This window comes from Limnospira sp. (genome assembly GCF_051859755.1).
GTDB classification, from domain to species: domain Bacteria; phylum Cyanobacteriota; class Cyanobacteriia; order Cyanobacteriales; family Microcoleaceae; genus Limnospira; species Limnospira fusiformis.
The window spans coordinates 1-18985 of record NZ_JBIMLI010000102.1 but is presented as its reverse complement, the minus strand read 5'-3'; the positions used below and the strand labels follow the sequence as shown (position 1 = coordinate 18985).

Annotated in this window: 17 protein-coding genes and 3 pseudogenes; 11 read left to right on the top strand and 9 right to left on the bottom strand. The window is 42.8% G+C overall.

The genetic code is table 11. The features are described from left to right. The 7 genes and pseudogenes from ACTIE0_RS16685 to ACTIE0_RS16655 form a co-directional block, all read left to right on the top strand. Positions 1-92: pseudogene (locus ACTIE0_RS16685) on the top strand (IS1 family transposase); the annotation flags it as partial. A gap of 46 nt (positions 93-138) precedes the next feature. Then, positions 139-373 (top strand): annotated as a pseudogene (locus ACTIE0_RS16680) (hypothetical protein). A 539-nt stretch (positions 374-912) separates the two neighbouring features. Then, complete coding sequence (gene arsB / locus ACTIE0_RS16675) at positions 913-2061, top strand: ACR3 family arsenite efflux transporter (protein WP_008054309.1); 1149 nt, start codon at positions 913-915, stop codon at positions 2059-2061. Positions 2062-2068: 7 nt separating this feature from the next. Further along, positions 2069-2713: an arsenical resistance protein ArsH gene (gene arsH / locus ACTIE0_RS16670; protein WP_008054310.1), complete on the top strand. Its 645-nt coding sequence runs from the start codon at positions 2069-2071 to the stop codon at positions 2711-2713. Between the two features lie 26 nt (positions 2714-2739). Further along, positions 2740-3141 (top strand): arsenate reductase, glutathione/glutaredoxin type, encoded by a 402-nt coding sequence (gene arsC / locus ACTIE0_RS16665; protein WP_006623281.1) that lies wholly within the window; start codon positions 2740-2742, stop codon positions 3139-3141. A gap of 152 nt (positions 3142-3293) precedes the next feature. Further along, positions 3294-3992: a Uma2 family endonuclease gene (locus tag ACTIE0_RS16660; protein ID WP_046318558.1), complete on the top strand. Its 699-nt coding sequence runs from the start codon at positions 3294-3296 to the stop codon at positions 3990-3992. A gap of 300 nt (positions 3993-4292) precedes the next feature. Next, on the top strand, positions 4293-6032 hold the full coding sequence (locus ACTIE0_RS16655; RefSeq protein ID WP_006623284.1) for an Rqc2 family fibronectin-binding protein: 1740 nt from the start codon (positions 4293-4295) through the stop codon (positions 6030-6032). 174 nt (positions 6033-6206) lie between these two features. Here ACTIE0_RS16655 and ACTIE0_RS16650 read toward each other — a convergent pair whose 3' ends face one another. After that, a complete protein-coding gene (locus tag ACTIE0_RS16650; RefSeq protein WP_006623285.1) occupies positions 6207-6680 on the bottom strand; it encodes a VOC family protein in 474 nt (157 codons plus the stop codon). Positions 6681-6970: 290 nt separating this feature from the next. Here ACTIE0_RS16650 and ACTIE0_RS16645 point away from each other — a divergent pair, with 290 nt between their 5' ends. Further along, positions 6971-8257 carry a tetratricopeptide repeat protein gene (locus tag ACTIE0_RS16645; RefSeq protein WP_006670230.1) on the top strand — a complete coding sequence of 429 codons (1287 nt, stop codon included), beginning with the start codon at positions 6971-6973 and terminating at the stop codon, positions 8255-8257. A gap of 58 nt (positions 8258-8315) precedes the next feature. Here the strand turns inward: ACTIE0_RS16645 and ACTIE0_RS16640 are convergent, their stop codons facing one another. The 5 genes from ACTIE0_RS16640 to ACTIE0_RS16620 all read right to left on the bottom strand — a co-directional run bounded on the left by ACTIE0_RS16640 (position 8316) and on the right by ACTIE0_RS16620 (position 13301). Continuing rightward, positions 8316-8657, bottom strand: coding sequence for a hypothetical protein (locus ACTIE0_RS16640; protein ID WP_006618245.1), 342 nt, complete (start codon positions 8655-8657; stop codon positions 8316-8318). 243 nt (positions 8658-8900) lie between these two features. Beyond that, positions 8901-10427, bottom strand: a complete 1527-nt coding sequence (bchB, locus tag ACTIE0_RS16635) for a ferredoxin:protochlorophyllide reductase (ATP-dependent) subunit B (protein ID WP_006670229.1) — start codon at positions 10425-10427, stop codon at positions 8901-8903. Positions 10428-10746: 319 nt separating this feature from the next. After that, positions 10747-11760, bottom strand: a complete 1014-nt coding sequence (locus tag ACTIE0_RS16630) for a GGDEF domain-containing protein (protein ID WP_006670228.1) — start codon at positions 11758-11760, stop codon at positions 10747-10749. 70 nt (positions 11761-11830) lie between these two features. Beyond that, positions 11831-12115 carry a hypothetical protein gene (locus ACTIE0_RS16625; protein WP_006670227.1) on the bottom strand — a complete coding sequence of 95 codons (285 nt, stop codon included), beginning with the start codon at positions 12113-12115 and terminating at the stop codon, positions 11831-11833. A 58-nt stretch (positions 12116-12173) separates the two neighbouring features. Continuing rightward, positions 12174-13301: an RNA-guided endonuclease InsQ/TnpB family protein gene (locus ACTIE0_RS16620; RefSeq protein WP_439516938.1), complete on the bottom strand. Its 1128-nt coding sequence runs from the start codon at positions 13299-13301 to the stop codon at positions 12174-12176. A gap of 209 nt (positions 13302-13510) precedes the next feature. Here ACTIE0_RS16620 and ACTIE0_RS16615 point away from each other — a divergent pair, with 209 nt between their 5' ends. From ACTIE0_RS16615 to ACTIE0_RS16605, 3 genes are all read left to right on the top strand, one after another. Further along, positions 13511-14707: a GNAT family N-acetyltransferase gene (locus ACTIE0_RS16615; protein ID WP_006670464.1), complete on the top strand. Its 1197-nt coding sequence runs from the start codon at positions 13511-13513 to the stop codon at positions 14705-14707. Between the two features lie 157 nt (positions 14708-14864). Then, positions 14865-15122 (top strand): hypothetical protein, encoded by a 258-nt coding sequence (locus tag ACTIE0_RS16610; protein WP_006625283.1) that lies wholly within the window; start codon positions 14865-14867, stop codon positions 15120-15122. Between the two features lie 93 nt (positions 15123-15215). Then, positions 15216-16778, top strand: a complete 1563-nt coding sequence (locus ACTIE0_RS16605) for a tetratricopeptide repeat-containing S1 family peptidase (protein ID WP_006670463.1) — start codon at positions 15216-15218, stop codon at positions 16776-16778. A gap of 90 nt (positions 16779-16868) precedes the next feature. Here ACTIE0_RS16605 and ACTIE0_RS16600 read toward each other — a convergent pair whose 3' ends face one another. From ACTIE0_RS16600 to ACTIE0_RS16590, 3 genes and pseudogenes are all read right to left on the bottom strand, one after another. Then, the gene (locus ACTIE0_RS16600; RefSeq protein ID WP_006670462.1) at positions 16869-17705 is read right to left on the bottom strand and encodes a hypothetical protein; all 837 of its coding nucleotides are present in this window, start codon (positions 17703-17705) and stop codon (positions 16869-16871) included. Continuing rightward, positions 17696-18805, bottom strand: coding sequence for an AAA family ATPase (locus ACTIE0_RS16595; protein WP_187758587.1), 1110 nt, complete (start codon positions 18803-18805; stop codon positions 17696-17698). Before ACTIE0_RS16595 ends, ACTIE0_RS16600 begins: the two co-directional genes overlap by 10 nt. 113 nt (positions 18806-18918) lie before the next feature. Beyond that, a pseudogene (locus ACTIE0_RS16590) lies at positions 18919-18985 on the bottom strand (zinc ribbon domain-containing protein); the annotation flags it as partial.

Below are 18985 nucleotides of genomic sequence, written 5' to 3'. Positions count from 1 at the left end.
TGTGTGATTCCAAGTCCACTGAGATGTTGTACAAATCAATTCGCTTACTTATCTATTATTTGAAGCATGGACAACTTCCTCCGTTCTCTTAATCATTCCTCACTGTGCAATACCTAAAAGACAACGAAATCAACAACGATGGATTCTAACGTATTACCAGATATAGTCAAACTAGGAACTGATGGCATTACAGTTTTTTTTAGTCTGGCAGTTAATGAAGAAAAACCAGAAACTGATATCAGAGGTTAACTCCAGAGACAACGAACTAATGAAGCTGATTTACACAATCCTAAATCAATATAGGCAGTACCCAACAGGATTAAGCGATCGCACTGGCCGGATTAACCATCCCAGAGGAAAAGCCAAGGAGTAATTAATCAGACTGGCCCAATTGGGGACAACCTACTGGGAAAATGGACAATATAAGTACAAATTCCCAGCTAGGACAAAAAAGCGATCGCATCAAGTCCCTGGATACCAATCTGAACTGCTACAATTCCAAGGCTAAAGTAAACGCTTCGCCTCTATTCCTAATCTGACTCTGGGGCTAATGGTAAAACCCAAGTCTCCACTAGCCATCTCTGGGAAGAGGACAATATCAATATTTTTTGATTTTTATAGATTACCATAATCGCAATTAAACCGCTTATTGCTCAAAATTGCTATACCACAATTGTCTGTATTGACTTGCCATAGATGGTTTTAGCCAATATGCTCTCAGTCAATTCTGCCAGATTATATATATTCTGCCTACTTGACATATCAATTTTTTTTGAAATAATAGATACTATACCCAACTTGACCGGGACTAGGGGCCTGATTAATTAGGTTTCCGGGTCCCCGTGGGGTATGTATTTAGTCCCTCAACTTAGATATGGGGATTAAAGCAAGTCCTAATAGTCAGGATTTAACATGAGTAATGATTCGCCAAAAGTCAATAAATCAGCCGTACAAGCAGGGGGTAAATTAAACGTTTTTGAAAAGTACCTCACTGTATGGGTGATTCTCTGTATTATAGCAGGTATTGTCCTGGGTCGATTGTTTCCAGATGTGGCAGTAACCCTGGATTCAATGAGTATCTATCAGGTGTCAATTCCTATCGCCATTTGTCTGTTTTTCATGATGTATCCCATCATGGTAAAAATTGACTTTACCCAGGCGGTGAATGCGGCTAAAGCACCTAAGCCAGTGCTATTAACTCTGGTGATAAATTGGCTAATTAAACCGTTTACCATGGTGGCTTTTTCTCTATTTTTTCTGGGGTGGTTATTTCGACCAATTATCGCCGGAACTGAGATATTAAGAGGGGCAGAAATTCCCATAGCTGATTCCTATATTGCCGGGACTATTTTATTGGGAATTGCCCCCTGTACAGCCATGGTTTTAATGTGGGGTTATCTCTCCTACAGCAACCAAGGACTTACCCTGGTTATGGTGGCGGTTAATTCGCTGATGATGCTGTTTTTATACGCACCATTGGGACGGTGGTTGCTGTCGGCAAATAACTTAACTGTACCTTGGCAAACTATTTTATTATCAGTCCTGATTTATGTGGGTTTGCCACTGGCGGCGGGGATGTATACTCGCTATTTGATTTTTCAGTATAAAGGAAAGGCTTGGTTTGAAAGAGAGTTCCTGAAATATTTAAGTCCTGTGGCTACGGCGGCTTTATTAATTACCCTGATTTTGCTGTTTGCTTTTAAGGGTGATTTAATTGTGGAAAATCCCCTGCATATTCTGTTAATTGCTGTGCCACTATTTCTGCAAACCAATTTTATCTTTTTGATTACCTATGTGGCGGCTTTGAAAATGAAGCTATCCTATGAGGATGCTGCGCCAGCTTCTTTAATTGGCGCGAGTAATCATTTTGAAGTAGCGATCGCTACGGCGGTGACACTGTTTGGTTTAAATTCTGGAGCGGCTTTAGCAACTGTGGTGGGGGTATTAATTGAGGTTCCGGTGATGTTAATGTTGGTGAAGTTTTGCCAAAAAACGGCTTTTTGGTTTCCGCGAGAACCGGAAAAAGCTACACTGCTAGACCCCCGTTGTTTAAACTGCTAATTCAATCATGACTAATTTTGACCATCCTCCCAGAATCCTGTTTTTGTATGGTTCATTAAGAAAGCGATCTTACAGTCGGTTACTAGCAGAAGAAGCCGCTAGAATTATTACTGATATGGGTGCGGAAGTGCGTTTTTTTCATCCCCATGATTTACCCTTGCGCGATCGCTTTGATGAGTCTCACCCAGAAGTTCAAAAATTGCGCGAACTTAGTCAATGGTCAGAAGGTCAAGTTTGGTCATCCCCAGAAATGCACGGTAATATTACTGGTATTCTGAAAAACCAAATTGACTGGATACCTTTGAGTATTGGTGCGGTTAGACCTACTCAGGGTAAAACTCTAGCGGTGATGCAAGTTAGCGGAGGTTCCCAGTCTTTTAATGCGGTGAATACCATGCGAATTTTGGGGCGTTGGATGCGAATGTTTACCATTCCCAATCAATCCTCAGTTGCTAAGGCTTATCAGGAGTTTAATGAGGATGGAACTATGAAAGATTCACCTTATCGCGATCGGGTTATTGATGTCATGGAGGAACTCTATAAATTTACCCTACTGTTGCGGGATCAGGTCGATTACTTGACTGACCGCCACAGTGAACGCCAGGAAATCGCCAAAAAAGCAGTTATTGAAACTGCACAAAAAGCACTTTAGTTATACCTTAAAAATCTGGAGAAACCATGAAAAAAGTCATGTTTGTTTGCAAAAAAAATTCCTCCCGTTCCCAAATGGCTGAGGGGTTTGCTAAGGTAATCGGAAAAGATAAAATAGCTGTGACCAGTTCGGGATTGGAAAGCAGCGAAGTTAACCCTTATGCTATCAAAGCAATGGACGATGTGGGTATTGATATTAGCAAGCAAACCTCTAATGCTTTAAGTGAATTTAAACCCGAAGATTATGACGCGGTAATTTCCCTCTGTGGTTGCGGTGTGAATTTGCCAGAAGAATGGCTAACACGAGAGATATTTGAGGATTGGCAATTAGACGACCCAGCGGAAAAGCCGGAGATTTTTCCCAGGGTTAGGGAGGAAGTTCGAGACCGGGTGGAAAAGTTAATTAAAACATTGTTAGACGATAACTAACCTGATTGAGGTTCTGGGGTGGGTTGCTGTTGTTAATTCACCACAGAATCTGGTTTGAATAACATCTAGTTATTTCGGTCAAGCCTATATCAGCCAAGTTAGTCTAGGGTGGGGTGTATAATATATATCAGTGTAATGCGGAGTTAGGAATTATGATAGCAGTTGACACCCTGACCCATAAAACTGATGTTTTTTATCCGAGTGAGGACGGAGAACCCTTGGCAGAAACTTATGATCACGTTTACGCCATAATGGCGACTATGCTAGTTCTGAAAGAATACCTAAAAAACCGAAAAGCGACGGTTTTGGCTGACCAATTTATGTATTATGCGGCGGGTTTCCCTAAGTTGCGAGTAGCCCCTGATGTGATGGTGATTTTTGATGTGGAACCGGGGGGAAGAGATAACTATAAAATTTGGGAAGAGGGACAGGTTCCGGTTGTCATTTTTGAGATGACTTCTCCGAGTACAAAAGAACAGGACCAAACGGTTAAGAAAAATCTCTATGAAAGTTTGGAGGTGAAAGAATACTGGTTATTTGACCCGAAAGGGGAGTGGATAACTGAACAATTACGGGGTTATCGTTTAGTGGGAGATAGTTACCAATTAATTACGGATAACCGCAGTGCAACTCTGGGTTTGCGTTTACAAGTTGCCGGGAAAATAATCGAGTTTTCCCGAGAAGATAACGGACAAAAATTGCTAATTCCTGATGAGGCATACGAGGCTTTGCAAGAGGCTACTTTGGCTAGAATAGAAGCTGAACAACGGGCGGAAGCGGAAAAACAACGGGCGGATGAATTGGCAGCATTATTAAATCAATATCGCGAGCAATTTGGGGATTTACGTTAATCAAGTAAATAACTGATCACAACCCTGATAAAATACATCAGGAATAATGGGGGGGTTTTCATTGACGGGGGGTACAGCCATCACCCCCAACTCCTCCCGGGGGAGGGGGCTTGAGAATGTGCTTGCCTAAGAAATCTGCTAGAGTAAAAGTTAGTAGTTAATTGAGATGATTTACTATTGACAAATCCCGGAACTTGACTTATGATGAAATCATGGGAAAATGTGGCGGCATATATAAGCCAAAATTAATAATCCTGTTATTGAGACTGCTAAAATATCTAAAGACTAATAACTGTTAAGATGCAACCCGTAGATTATACCACGCTGATAGGGTCTTGTTGTGAATTGCGGTCTAACTGGTTACCAGCAAGACTTGAACAGGTGTATCAGCGCGATCGCTTTACTATTTCTCTCGCCCTACGAACGCTGAAGGGTAGGGGCTGGTTAGACATTTCTTGGCATCCCCAAGCGGCACGAATTTGTATTTCTACGCCGCCGCCACGGGTTGCTGATACGTTCACATTTAGCGACCAATTGCGACACCAACTGAGTGGTTTGGCTTTAGTAGACATTGCGGAAGTTGCGCCCTGGGAAAGGGTTTTAGACCTGCAATTTGCGAAGCGTCCGGGAGAAGCGGCGCTCTGGCATTTGTATGTAGAAATAATGACGAAATATAGCAATGTTATTTTAACGGGAAAAGATAACTTAATTGTGACGGCGGCGCACCAAGTGAGTTCTCAACAGTCTAGTGTGCGTCCGATCCAAACAGGCGATCGCTATGAATTACCGCCCGGTCTGACTGACCCCATTCCTAAGCTAGAAGAACCCCTAGAAAAGTGGCAAGAAAGAGTTAGTTTAATTCCCGATTTGCTGAAACGACAATTAATGAAAAGCTATCGAGGTTTAAGTTCGACTTTAGCAGTGGGTTTAATGGCGGCGGCGAATTTGGAAAGCGATCGCACTACGGACAGTCTAAGCAATGAAGAATGGGAAAAACTATTCCAGCAGTGGCGACAGTGGTTAACAGCGTTAGAAACTGGTAAATTTGAACCGGTTTGGACAGCCACAGGTTACAGCGTCATGGGTTGGGGAAAGATAGGGGAAAGTCCGGCGAATGTGCAGGAACTTCTCAATGAGTATTACACCCAGGAATTAAACGGTCAGGAGTTCAGACAATTACAGCATCAAATCAGCCAAAAATTGCAGACACTCCTAAAGAAATTGGGGGTAAAGTTAGCGGAATTTAACCAGCGCCTACAACAGTCAGAAAAAGCGGATTTATATCGTAGTCAAGCGGACTTATTAATGGCTAGTTTACATGAGTGGCAGCCGGGAATGAAATCAATCACCCTCGCTGATTTTGAAACATCTGCACCTGTAAAAATTCCCCTAGAACCGGAAAAAAATGCGGTGCAAAATGCCCAAAGTCTCTATAAACGCCATCAGAAAATGAAACGCGCCCGCATGGCGATCGCTCCACTAATTGAAGCTGTCCGGGAAGAAATCAACTATCTGGAACAAGTAGAAGCAGCCCTATATCAAGTTGCTAATTATAGAAAACCGGGAGATTTGCAAACCCTGACAGAAATTCGAGGGGAATTAATCGAGGAAGGATATCTAACAATTCCCGACTATCGCCCCCAAAACTTAGGAACAGAAACGGAATTTTATCGGTATGTAACCCCTGGTGGTTTTGAGTTATTAGTAGGTCGGAATAATCAACAAAACGATCGCCTCACATTTCGGGTAGCCACGGACTATGATTTATGGTTTCATACCCAGGAAATTCCTGGAAGCCATGCTTTATTAAGGCTACCAGCGGGACAGGTTCCTGATGATAATGATTTGCAGTTTACGGCTAATATCACGGCCTATTATAGCCGCGCGCGTCAGAGTGAACAGGTCCCCGTCATTTACACCCAGCCGAAATATGTTTATAAACCCAAGGGGGCGAAACCGGGAATGGTTATCTATAAAAATGAACAGGTTTTATGGGGTGTACCTCAACAGGCGATCGCCCTTTTGGGGCTAGATGGCTAAAAAGTTAATTTTTTTAAAAAATGTTGTGCTTTTTGTTACAATGCAATGGAGAGGTTTGAGAATTTATACCCGCTACTGAAGGCGGAACGCCCAGCTCGGGTATCCTCAAATCACAACAACAACGGTATCCTTATTTAGCGTGACCAGTCCCCGTCAGGAGTCTGGTCATTTTCATTAAGCCTGACCGGGAAGGCGATCGCAACGGATCTCTATCATAAATCCATCGGGGTCATACAAGTAGATACCGCGACCTGTGGGGCGGCTGATAGGTCCTCTGGCGATCGCGACATTATGATTCTGTAAAGCCTCAACAGCCGTATCAAAGAGAGTCGGATCAATATCAAAAGCCAAATGATTGGCCCCAGTAAACTCATGGGTCGGGTCAGGGTGGGGAGGTTGTAGGTTAGGTTCCGAAAATAAATCAATCACTGTGCCATCTCCGGTGACAAAGTTGGCTACTTTTCCGGCTGCAACTAATGATTTGAGGGTGCTGGGAACCTCATCCCCGGTTAGTTCATGGAGTCCCAGGACTTTGCCATAAAATTGACGAGAAGCCCGGATATCAGCAACATTTAAGGCGATATGATGGACGCGACGTAGCATCCCAGCGGTTAAGCACTTTTGATTATGATTGGAGATAGTCTGCATGGCGAAAACTCCGCAAAATAGCTATTGATCCATTCTAGCTAAATTAGTAGATAACGGGGGTGATATCTGGGGAGATTTTCTCAATTTTTGATTGATTATTAATGGGATGTAATTATAGCATATTTATTCCCGAAACGCCAGCCCAAATCAGTGGCAAAAAACCAGCAGAAGACCAATAGTTAGAGGATTCCGGTTGACCACCCCACGATTATCCTCTGTCACTATGGGGAAAAATTGCTATAATTGCGGATCATATTCAACCCATCAACTGGACCCTTGACAAATATTCTATGGTAAGACCAATTTTTAATAGCATTAAAATTAGTGCGATCGCCTTAATGTTAATAGGGGTAGGATTCCATTTTCCCACCCTTTCCGCCGCCGCCCAAAATCAGTCGGAAGAAGTAGATCTAGGAGTTCTCGATCCCTTTGCGCCTAACCCCCTGCTGAGTCAAGAACCTGACCCTTTATTACCTAACCCCCCCAGAGACGGAAATATCCTCAGTGAAAGTGAACAAGAAACCCTCGCCCCTGAACTCGATCGCCTGAACGCGGAAGCCACGGCTCTCCTGGCGGCGGGAAATGCGATCGCTGCTTTTGAATTATGGACTAGGGAACTGCGCTTACGTCGCTATTTCGGACCTTTGGAAGAAATCGCCGCCCTAGAAAGAGTCGGGTTAATTTCCTGGGAAAATGGTCAGCGTCTCTACTTGGAATTTATTACGGATCGCCTCCATCAAATTCTCCTCAACAGCCCCGATCAGACTATTTTAGAAGCCCTAGGAAATGCCTTTCAAACAGTCCGCGCCAAAGATTATGGAATCCAAGCATATCAGAGGCTGTTAGAAATTTATGCAGAAGATAATATCTGGCAAAAAGAAGGATGGTTAAATGCGATCGCTGTGATTTATCTTAACTGGTTAGACTATCCCCAAGCAGCGGCGGCTTACCGAGAATTACTGCGAACTCAACAACAGATCGAAAACCTGCGCCAACGGGGAGAACTACCGCCACCACCACCACCCATAGCCAACGGAAACCCCCCACCTTCGCGATTACAATCTCTCCGAAATTTAGCATTTATTTATGAACAAATGAGGGAATTTTTAGAAGCGATCGCCACTCGTGATCAACTGGTTGAATATCATCTTGGACAGTCCAATTTAGGGCCGATTCCCGACCTCAAAATAGCGATCGCCACCAACCATGAACAACTCGGTCAATTCCAACAAGCTGGTCAAGCCTATCAACAAGCCTATCAGTTTGCCATAAATATCCAACAATTTGAGAATGCTAGTATCGCCCTCGCGCGATTAGCGCAACTTTATATGGAACAAAATCAAACTGAAACCGCCTTAGAATTATATCAAGCTAAACTACTGGTTAATCAACGTTCCTTCAATTTTTTTTCCATGATGAACACCTATGATAGTATAGGAGAAATCCATCGGCAAAAACAAGCATATCCCCAAGCATTACAAGCATTTCAAAGAGCCTTACAACTCGCCCAACAACTCCAACACAAAGAGGATTATTTTCTCGCCAAAATTGATGAAATCAACCGCCAAATTAGATAAATAATTCCCCCTTAGCAGAGTATTTGATACCCTTTGAAAAAGTCATCAATTGTCCCGCTCAAAATCTAGTAGTTCTGGTTTTCAGTAAATTACAACCCACCAAAATTGAACTTATAGACAACAAAAATGTCAATAAACTGCTAGGACGCAGTATAATTCTGGCGTGTAGAAATACCAAGATAATTCCCAGCGATAGCAGTATCCAACCCAAATTTCCAGTTTCCCTAGGAAAAGAGATCAAAGCCACCAAACCAGAAACCATCAACAAAACACTCCCAGCGGTTGACATACTTCCGAACAAATTGAGTGACAACCTAGTAGCGACTATGATATTCTGACCGAGAAAATAAATCCCCAATAACACTAGCGCCAATCCTACCAATGGTGTTATAATTTTCATAACTCTCCATGACCTTGGTTAATTTGTGTTAATGCTAGTCTAGCATTTTCCTCATACCAATGGGGAAGAGTCTTTCACCCCGGAGAGTTGGTGAGAGTTGCTTTCCGTCCGGTCAACCCCTCACGTAAAACTCATGAAAATTCCCCACCAGTATCTCAACCTCCATTGTAGACTAAAATCATAGACTAAATAGATTGGTTTCTGGTGAGGAGTGTAACCTAGGGGGAATTGGCTGATATATTACTAAGCACCAACGGACTCTTTAGCCGCATACATGACTTCTAAGGTAATTTCTTGGAAACCGCGATCGCGGGCGAATTTCTCCGTGTTGCGCTTGACCTTACCCCGCACAAAACCGGGAACCTTATTTAATTCCGCCTGAGCATCTTTAGACCAACTCAAATCAGAATCAGCGGAAATTCCCTTAGTAATCACTTCCTTGGTATCATGACCACCGAAGATTTCCAACAGGTGATCTTCCATACCCAAGGTAAAGGAATTATACACCAAATCAGCAATCTGATTAGTTCCCTCATAGCCTAAAAATGGCTTATATCCAATGGGGAAATTTTGGATATGAATAGGCGCAGCAATGACACCACAAGGGATATTTAAACGCTTCCCAACGTGGCGTTCCATTTGAGTACCAAAAATAGCAGCAGGTTCAAGACGAGCGATCGCATCAGCGATCGCACCATGATCATCACTAATTAAAACCTGATCACAGTATTCGCTAACTTGCTGTTTAAACCAGTCCGCATCATACTTACAATAAGTTCCAGCCAAAACCACATGAATACCCATTTCCCGCGCCAGAATTTTAGTCATAGCTGCCGCGTGGGTATTATCCCCAAACACCACCGCTTTTTTACCAGTTAAATTCTGGCAATCAATCGAACGAGAGAACCAAGCCGCCTGGGAAACATACAGAGTTTGATTATTGATATATTCTTCATAATCCACACCAGCACCTTGAGCATTAATCAACTCTTGAATTTGGCGGATACACCGCGCAGTTTCTACCACCCCCATAGGAGTTATATCAACATAAGGCGTTCCCAATTCAGCCTGTAAATATTCAGCCGTCATCATTCCCAATTCCCGATAGGGAACTAAGTTAAACCAAGCGCGAGACAGATTTTTGAGGTTATGAACTGATGCGCCTTCCGGGATTACCTCATTTACCTGAATTCCCAAATCTGCCATTAACCGTTTTAATTCAGTACAATCATGTTGATTATGGAAACCTAGGGTAGACATTCCCAGAATATTAACCGAAGGTTGCGCCGTTTTTCCTTCCGGTAAATCCCCTTTTTTTCGGGCTTTTTCAGTATAGAATTGGACAATTTGTTGTAAGGTGCGATCGGCCGCCTGTAGTTCATTAACCCGATAGTGATTAACATCTGCTAACATCACATCCCCTTGAGCGTCCAACTGAGCGCGTTCTACAAAATTCGCCAAGTCTTCTTGCAGAATACTAGAGGTACAGGTAGGGGTCAAAACAATTAAATCTGGGTTTTCTTCCCGATCTTTACGAACAATATTATCAACGACTTTTTCCTGGGAACCGCGCGCCAAGACGTGGCGATCGACGATACTAGCTGTTACTGGGGTGTAGTCCCTTTCCCGTTCTAACATAGACCGCATTACATTAAAGTAATCATCCCCCAAAGGAGCGTGCATAATTGCGTGTACATTCTGAAAAGAACTAGCAATGCGGAGTGTCCCAATATGAGCAGGTCCTGCATACATCCAGTAGGCTAATTTCATACAATTTTCTCCCTTATTTATAATTACTGATCACGGGTTCTGGTGATAGTCTCAATCTGCCAATTTATCGACAGTACCGAGTAAAAACACCTATTTTCCTAGACGATACATTCAGGCTCTAGTGATTCAGTCTGCCACTTAAATAACCATTTGATGATGGGATGCAATGATTCTTATATTTATTGTTGAGATTTGTAAAGATTTCGGCAATTCCCTTGACAAAATTACCCAGATTATCCCACAAAAAATAATGGGTAAAATTTCTCATGCTCTATCACCTATATATCCCCCATCTGGCTCCCTAACGGTTGCTTTGTGATTAAACTAATTCGCTCGTGAAGCTAAAAACCCGATTTCTCCCTAGTTGTTTGGCTTGATAAAGAGCAGCATCAGCAGCAGCAATTAGAGTTTTAGTGGAGGTTAAATAAGTGGGGACTTGACTACTGACACCTAAACTTAGAGATACATAGGGAGAGACTTTTGACTGAATATGAGGGAGTTGTTTATCCTGGACTGCTAGACGGATTTTTTCAGCGATCGCCTCCGCTATTTCCAAATCAGTTTCAGGTAATACTACCGCGAACTCTTCCCCCCCATAACGAGCCACTAAAGCATTAGACTGCTCAACATTTTGATTGATAATTTGGGCGACATTTTTTAAGCAATCATCCCCGGTTTGATGTCCATAATAATCATTATAGTATTTAAAGTAATCGATATCCAACATAATTAAAGATATGGGAAGTCTGACTCGATAATGTCTCTCCCATTCTACCTGTAGAAAATCATCAAATCTCCGACGGTTAGAGATTTGGGTAAGCTGATCAAGATTTACCAACATTTGCAGTTCCAGGTTGGTTTCTTGTAGCTGTGCTTCTGTCTTTTTTAACAGTTCAATTGATACTTGGTGAACATATAATTGAGCCATCAGTAACTGTTGGGTATCTAACAATCTAAAATAGCCATGATTAATCTGTACCACTAACGGCTCATATAGTTCTTCTGTCGAACGATTTAAGGCTGCACCAGCGGCTTCAGCAATTAAAACATTAGCAGGTAAGATTAAAGGTTGAATCCTTAAAAAACGGTACATAGACCGCAGAGGACGGGTCAAAAATAGTTCTCTCCCATAGGGACGGCTGAGGGTACGCCAGAATTGTCGCTGAGAAATTATCCCCACGAACTCATCAAAATTATACAGTAGAACGCCGGGAAGACTGCCATCATTTTCAAAAATTTTAGCCAGCACATTTCCCGGCTGATTGATATCTGTTCGGATATCATAAAGCCTTAAATCCTGGAGAGTAGATTCTATATGAAGGTGGTCCATCATCACAAATTATAAAGGTTAACGATGATTCGCGACCTAATCCATTAAAAGCTGTGATTTCACCTCCATTAATTTAACGGATAACCCTGGGTAAAAACATTTGTAAACTCAAAGCCACAGTCAAGATGATAGCGATAATAGCTCCAGAAGGGATAGTAAACATACCGAACCAATGTAGCATTCCCATAGTGGTTAGTAACTGTCCTAACCCGGGGTTCCCTGGACATTGAAAATCCATACCAGTTGCGGAACACCCCAAGACATTAGCCAACCCGATCGCCAGAATAGCGATCGCCAAAGGAGTAATCATATAAATCAGGGAAACCCCGATCAGAATTACATTGATTTTGATCCACATTTTGCCTCGTCTGCTCTATAAAACTTAAACAAAACCGGACATAGCCGGATATTGACGTTTATTTCTGGCTTCGTCCGGGACTGTCGGCAGCACCCCGTCCACAAGTGTAATCGTCTGAACCAGGCGATTTTTCTAAATTTATACTGGCGTTCAAATCTCTATCAATCTTCAGGTCACAGTTCTGACATTCAAAAGTCCGACGGACTAGGGGCATTTTTTGACGATAACCGCAATTAGAACACAGTTGACTGGATGGATAAAATCTATCGGCAATAATCAACTTTGAACCATAACGTTCTGCCTTGTAACCTAGTTGACGACGGAACTCATAAAATGAAGCATCAGCGATAGAACCCGCCAAACCATGATTTTTCAGCATACCTGACACATTCAAATCTTCAATGACTACTTGGCTGTGGTTCTTAGCCAAGAAAGTAGTTATTTTATGAATGGTGTCCCGCCGAATGTTTGCTACTCTTTGATGTAGCTTTTGAACTTTTAAGAGACATTTGGCCCAATTTTTCGAGCCTTTGACTTTGCGACTTAAATGACGTTGTAATCGAGCTAGTTTTTTGGTCGCTGCTTTATAAGCCTTGGGATTAGAGAATTGGGTCCCATCGGAGCAAGTCGCCAAATTGTTAATTCCTAGGTCTACCCCGATTCTCTCTCGGAATTTCGGTGTGATTTCTGGTGTGGTTTCTACAAAAAAGCTCATATACCAGTCACCTGCTTGGCGCGTTATAGTGACTTTCTTAACCCAACTTTCGGGTAGAGCCTCAAATGTAGAAACCCAGCCCACAAAAGGCAGCTTATGGCGAGTTCCTGACAGATTGAATGGCTTTCCGGAATTGTCAAGGGTAAAGCTATCATGGTAGCCTTTCTTCTTAAATTTAGGATAACTGCTTATTCCCTTGAAGAAGCGCTTAAAGGCATCCCCTAGATTAATGAAGGCATATTGATAAACTTTAGAAGACAATTCGGACATCCAAGGATATTGAGGTTTCACATAATTCGTAAAAACCTTTTTAATGGAGTTGATATTAGGCTTGAGTCCCTCTTCATAAGCTGACCTCCATAAGTGTAATCCCCAATTAAACACGAACCGAGCATAACCCGCGTGTTTGGCCATCAAGGTGGCTTGACGGTCATTGAGTTTTAGTTTTGTCCGGAAAGCTTTGTAAGGCATGATTGGATTTTACCATGAAGAATCCAACTTGATGAGTATGTCGTCAGGGAAATTTGGCATGGTCTGGGGTTTGACCGTATATTCATTATTGAGTTGCGAATCTTTTTGGGTATTGTACCTTATTGTCCTAAGATGTAAAGCAAATCTTGGATTAAATTCTTGCTCCCGATTAAAATCGCTAGAATATCATAGCGCTTTTAATTTTCAGCATGAATACCTTACACTCAAATCAATCGCCGTATTCGGTAGCTTGGATTAGTCAAATTTCGGAAGTCCCTCAGTCGGAGTGGGATCAACTCGCCCAACCCCTGAAAACTCCCTTTTTTGAATGGGACTGGCTGCATAATTTGGAGGCTTCTGGTAGTGCCACGGGACAGGCGGGTTGGCTGCCCAATCATCTGACAGTGTGGCGAGATTCTCAATTAGTCGCGGCCGCACCATTATATCTCAAAGGTCACAGTCGCGGTGAATTTGTTTTTGACCACCAATGGGCTGATTTGGCTTATCAATTGGGGATTGAATACTATCCCAAAATGTTGGGGATGTCACCTTTTACACCAGCAGAAGGCTATCGATTTTTAATTGCACCCTCGGAGGATGAGGAGGAAATTACTGGGTTAATGGTGCATGAAATAGATCGCTTTTGTATTAACCATAAAATTTCGGGCTGCCATTTTCTTTATGTAGATCGTCAATGGCAGTCTACTCTGGAAAAACAGGGATTTACCCCTTGGTTGCATCATAGTTATATCTGGCAAAATCAAGGATATAATAGTTTTGATGATTACTTAAAAATATTTAATGCTAATCAACGCCGTAATATCAAACGAGAACGAAAAGCCTTAGACAAAGTGGGGCTGGAAATGCGGATTTTGACGGGTGATGATATCCCTAAATCTATGTTTTCGCTGATGTATGATTTTTATGCGAGTACCTGCGATAAATTTGGCTGGTGGGGAAGTAAATATCTGACTCGGAAATTTTTTGAACAGTTACACCATGATTATCGTCACCGGGTGGTTTTTGTAGCTGCATATACTGAATTAGACGATCGCCAACCTATGGGGATGTCATTCTGTTTGACTAAAGGCGATCGCCTATATGGTCGCTATTGGGGAAGTTTACAAGATGTCGATTGTTTACACTTTAATGCTTGTTATTATTCCCCTATTGAATGGGGGATTAATCATGGGATTCAATCCTTTGACCCCGGGGCGGGAGGACGACATAAACAGCGTCGCGGTTTTCCAGCCAGACCTAACTACAGTCTCCATCGTTTTTATGATGGTCGTCTCTCTCAAATTCTCCGCAACTATATTCACCGCATTAATGACATGGAAAAACAGGAAATTAACTACCTTAATCAAGATTTACCATTCACCGATAACAGCTTAACTGATTTTTAGATATAGCCACGAGTTCCCAGACTGGCTGTGGTCATGGTCTTAACCCGCCATAGCCTAGTCTTCATAGTTAGTTAGAAAATATCCCCCCACAGATAGATAATAATTCAGATACAATTTGCTATAATTGAGACGGTGTGCAAATATATATACAATAGTTATGTCAAATCCCCCCAGATTACAAGGAACTGATCTAGTAGATTGTGCCAAATCCAGTGCGAAACAGGGACTAGAGGAAGCCGCCCGCAATTGTGGATATGGAGAAGATATAGAAGCCTTTACTAGCAGCTTAAAAAAGGCTTGTCATGATATGGGAATCAAGAATGTTGAAACCCTCAGCGATCTAATTACCGATCGCCAAAAGATAGTACAGCAAGGAGGCGTTGAAATTGCCCCCGACAGTGCGAGTTCCCTATAACTGCTAACTCAACCGGATCAATCCGAAATCCTCAGAAGTAAGGAATGGGATAGGTTCAGACTCCTACCCAGTCAATACTTCCATAGGTGCGCCATGAGTCTAGTTAAAAATTGTTTGCGTCCGGTGCAAGCTATCATAGCAGCCGGAGTAATCACCCTGTTATCGGTCAGTAATGCGATCGCCCTAATGGCAGAAGAAATCGATCGCATAAGTGAAAAAATCACCGTCTCGATCAACGGTATCAACCCCGGTTCAGGAGTAATTATCGCCCGTGAGGGAGACCTGTATTATGTACTGACAGCTAACCATGTTGTCCGTAGTCCCGATGAATACATAATTATCACCCATGACGGCGAAAAATACCCCCTAGACTACGATCGCGTCATTAGACTACCGGGAATCGACTTAGCAGTTTTAGCCTTTAGTAGCGATCGCACCTACCCTCTGGCGCAAATTGCCGATTATGATTATGATGCTGAATCCAGACATATTTTCATTTCCGGCTGGCCAGAATTTCAGCCCCGCCTATTTACCGCCGGGTTACTAATTAGCCAAGCCTACAAACTCGCCTTTGTCAAAGAACCCACCACCCGTGGTTATGACCTATTTTATACCAATTTCACCCAGGTAGGTATGAGTGGGGGGCCGATTTTAGACACCCAAGGTCAGGTAATTGGTATTCATGGAATGTCAGAAGGTCAAATCCTCATAGACCAGATCACCGGAACCAGCAATCGAGTTACAGTAGGCTACAGTGCAGGTATTCCCGTCAACCGATTTTTGCAATCAGGGATTCCCCTTAACCTCAATATCAGCGATCGCCAACCAGACCCCCCTACCCCCCGCCAATTACAATCTATTTCGGCTTATATGCAGGTTCCCCCAGTTAGCGATCGCTTTAGCGCGATCGACTGGACCAATCGCGGAAATCAGCTTTATCGCCACGAAAGATGGCGAGACTCCTTAGAAGCCTTTGAAAGGGCGATTAACATACAGTCTAATTTTTATCCGGCTTGGTATGGTCGCGCCAATGCGTTATCCTCCCTGAGTCAATACGATGAGGCGATCGCATCCTATGATCGCGCTACCCAACTCCAACCTAATTTTCATCCCGCATGGCGCGATCGTGGGGCGCTATTAATGTCTCTCGGTCGCCACGAGGAAGCCTTACAAGCCTTTGACCGCCTCCTACAAATTCAACCTGATGATTATGGGATTTGGTATTTACGCGGCAATATTTTAATGAATCACCTAGATGACTACCCAGAGGCGGCGAGATCTTATGCTCGCGTGATCAATATCAAACCTGATTTTACCCCCGCTTTCACCGCTAAAGCCCAAGCCCTATTTCGCCTGGGAGACTATGGAGAGGCGATCGCATGGCTAGATGAGTCTCTCCATCAAAATTCTCACCAAAGGGAAGCCTGGGTTTTAAGGGGTCAAATCTTTATGGCAATTCAACGTTACGCACAAGCCCTTAATGCCTATAATCGCGCTGTTAATCTTGATAGTAACCACTCTCAAAGTTGGTTAGGTAAGGCGATCGCATATCTGCGACTCAACCGCGACCAAGAGGCTAAAGATGCAGCCCAAAGGGCATTAGAAATTAATCCTGGCGACCTAGAAATTAAACAATTTCTGCAAACACTCCCCTAAAAATCAGTAGGGGCAGCTTTCCGCCGCCCCTAAGATCCAACTACATTGATGTACCTACACTTTCGCGATCGCCATTTCCCCCAATTGATTTCAACTTTCCGAAAAATCAGTCTCCTCAATCAACTGACGGAGTTTCTTCCATTCTGGTAACCACTCCCAAACCCCATCTGTGCGTTCAATTCTAGTCACAACTCTTTCAATGAATACTTCCTCTGGGTGCTTTTTATTTGAACTATCTTCAAATCCCCAATCACCGAGTTTGTCTCTCATGGCGTAGAGTAAATCCTTCCCCGCAAAATAATGGAGATAATTTTGAAAACGAGATCCTGCTGATTTGAATTTAGGAAGTAAATCCCTGAATTTCCCTTGCACATCTTTCTCTGACACAATTCTCTCGCCCTTATATTTTCTAACAATTTCAGCTATCCTTACTTCGCAGTAATCTTCGCCGAGTTTGGGCGGGAATGAATGTCCTTGTCGAACTTTGTCACCCCACAAATTCTTGAATTTTTCGCAAGCCAAAGCAGTTCTTGCCGCCGAATATGCAGCAATTTTCTGGGCTGCTTGGTCTAAAGCATTCTGATACTCAGAGTCTGATGGTGCTTTCTTTCCTAATGCCTTTCGGACGACTACCGGATCGATTAAATAGTTTTCAATCTCTTTTCTCTCCCACGCCCAACCGACCCATATTTGGTCATATACACATCGAATGGGTTCATTGGTTATTGGCCAATCTTGACAATCGAAATCATGATCGACCAAACAAGCTAAATTTGGTTGTCGGTCACGGTCGGCGATAATACTACTCAGAAAGCTGGAAGTTTTGCCACCGAGAGGGTGAATTTCACATTTGGGTAATAACTGACGAATGACTCGAATATCAATGCTTTTAGGACCTCCTTCGCAGTAGAGATTGGTTACAGACACAGCGTTCCTCCCGGTAAACGGTAGGTTTCACTTTCTCCAACAACATTGCTCACCGAGTCAGAGTGAGTGGTAATAATAAATTGACAGGTCGGTTCAATTTTCATCAGTTGGGATACAAAATATTGAGCAGCCGGAGGATGTAAGTTCAAATCTATTTCATCGATTAAGACCACCGAATAAGCAATTTGTTGCCTCACAAATTCATATAACAAAGGAAAAACAGACTGTTCTCCGGCTGACATTTCTTGAACGTCATAGGTTCGATATCCATCATTCAGCAGAAAATAAGTTTCTGAACCTGTCGGATCATTTTGAGTGGGCAGTTTTTCTATCCCAGCAAATGAGCGATCGGGAAAAACTTTTTGATAAAGTCTTTCTATCTGCAATAAATAACTATTTGAATAATCGCCAATTCCTGATTCTTGGTTTCTGTGCCAATCAATCAGGTATTGTCGTAAAATGCCGACTCCCACATCAAAGGATGCTTGACTACTACTTTCGTTGAGATTGTCTCTGCTACTGTCTGGCTTGGAATGGGAACCTAAGTTCCTGAACTGGTCAAACCAAAAAACTCCGGGAAGTTTGGCAAAATAATGTCGGACAGATTGTTCTCTCCTATTGATAAACCATTGAGCATAATATCTTCCTCTAAATTGGGCGCGTTCTGCGGGAGTATCTCCAGCTTTCCAAAAATCACCGTTTAACAGAAGACTCACTCTCCGGCTATCTCCCGGTTCGACAAATTCCCGCATTTCTTTGAATTCGTCAGGTTGAGCATCGTACCATTTTTTTGCCAGTTCAGAAGTGGTTTTTAATTCTTCCTCCTCAAATAAAATCTGCATCTCAATCTTTGGCGATCCCCACCTAAAATGGCGACCGGGAAGGAAACCGATCCAGTTAAAATCTGCTACATCTCGAATCCGACCAGTTGCTAAGGCTAAAGGAAGGGCGATCGCCTGTAAGAGGGTCGTTTTACCTGTTCCGTTATCGCCGAGGATCAGATAGCGATCGCTCACCTCGTCCAGAATATTATTCTTGAATGAAATTTCTAGGTCCTGAAATCGTTTGAAGTTTTCGATTTTAATCGATTCTACTTTCATATAATTAAATTTTTTCTGTGCGTGCATCCTAGATCGGTATCTCGGAGATGGCTACCCCCTTCTCCCGTCACCAATTTTAACCGGAACAGATCGCCTATGTGGATCTGATACATTTACGCGACATTTTTCCGGTTGTTCCCGGACAATGCAACGATAGCACTATTACCCGTTAAGGTAACA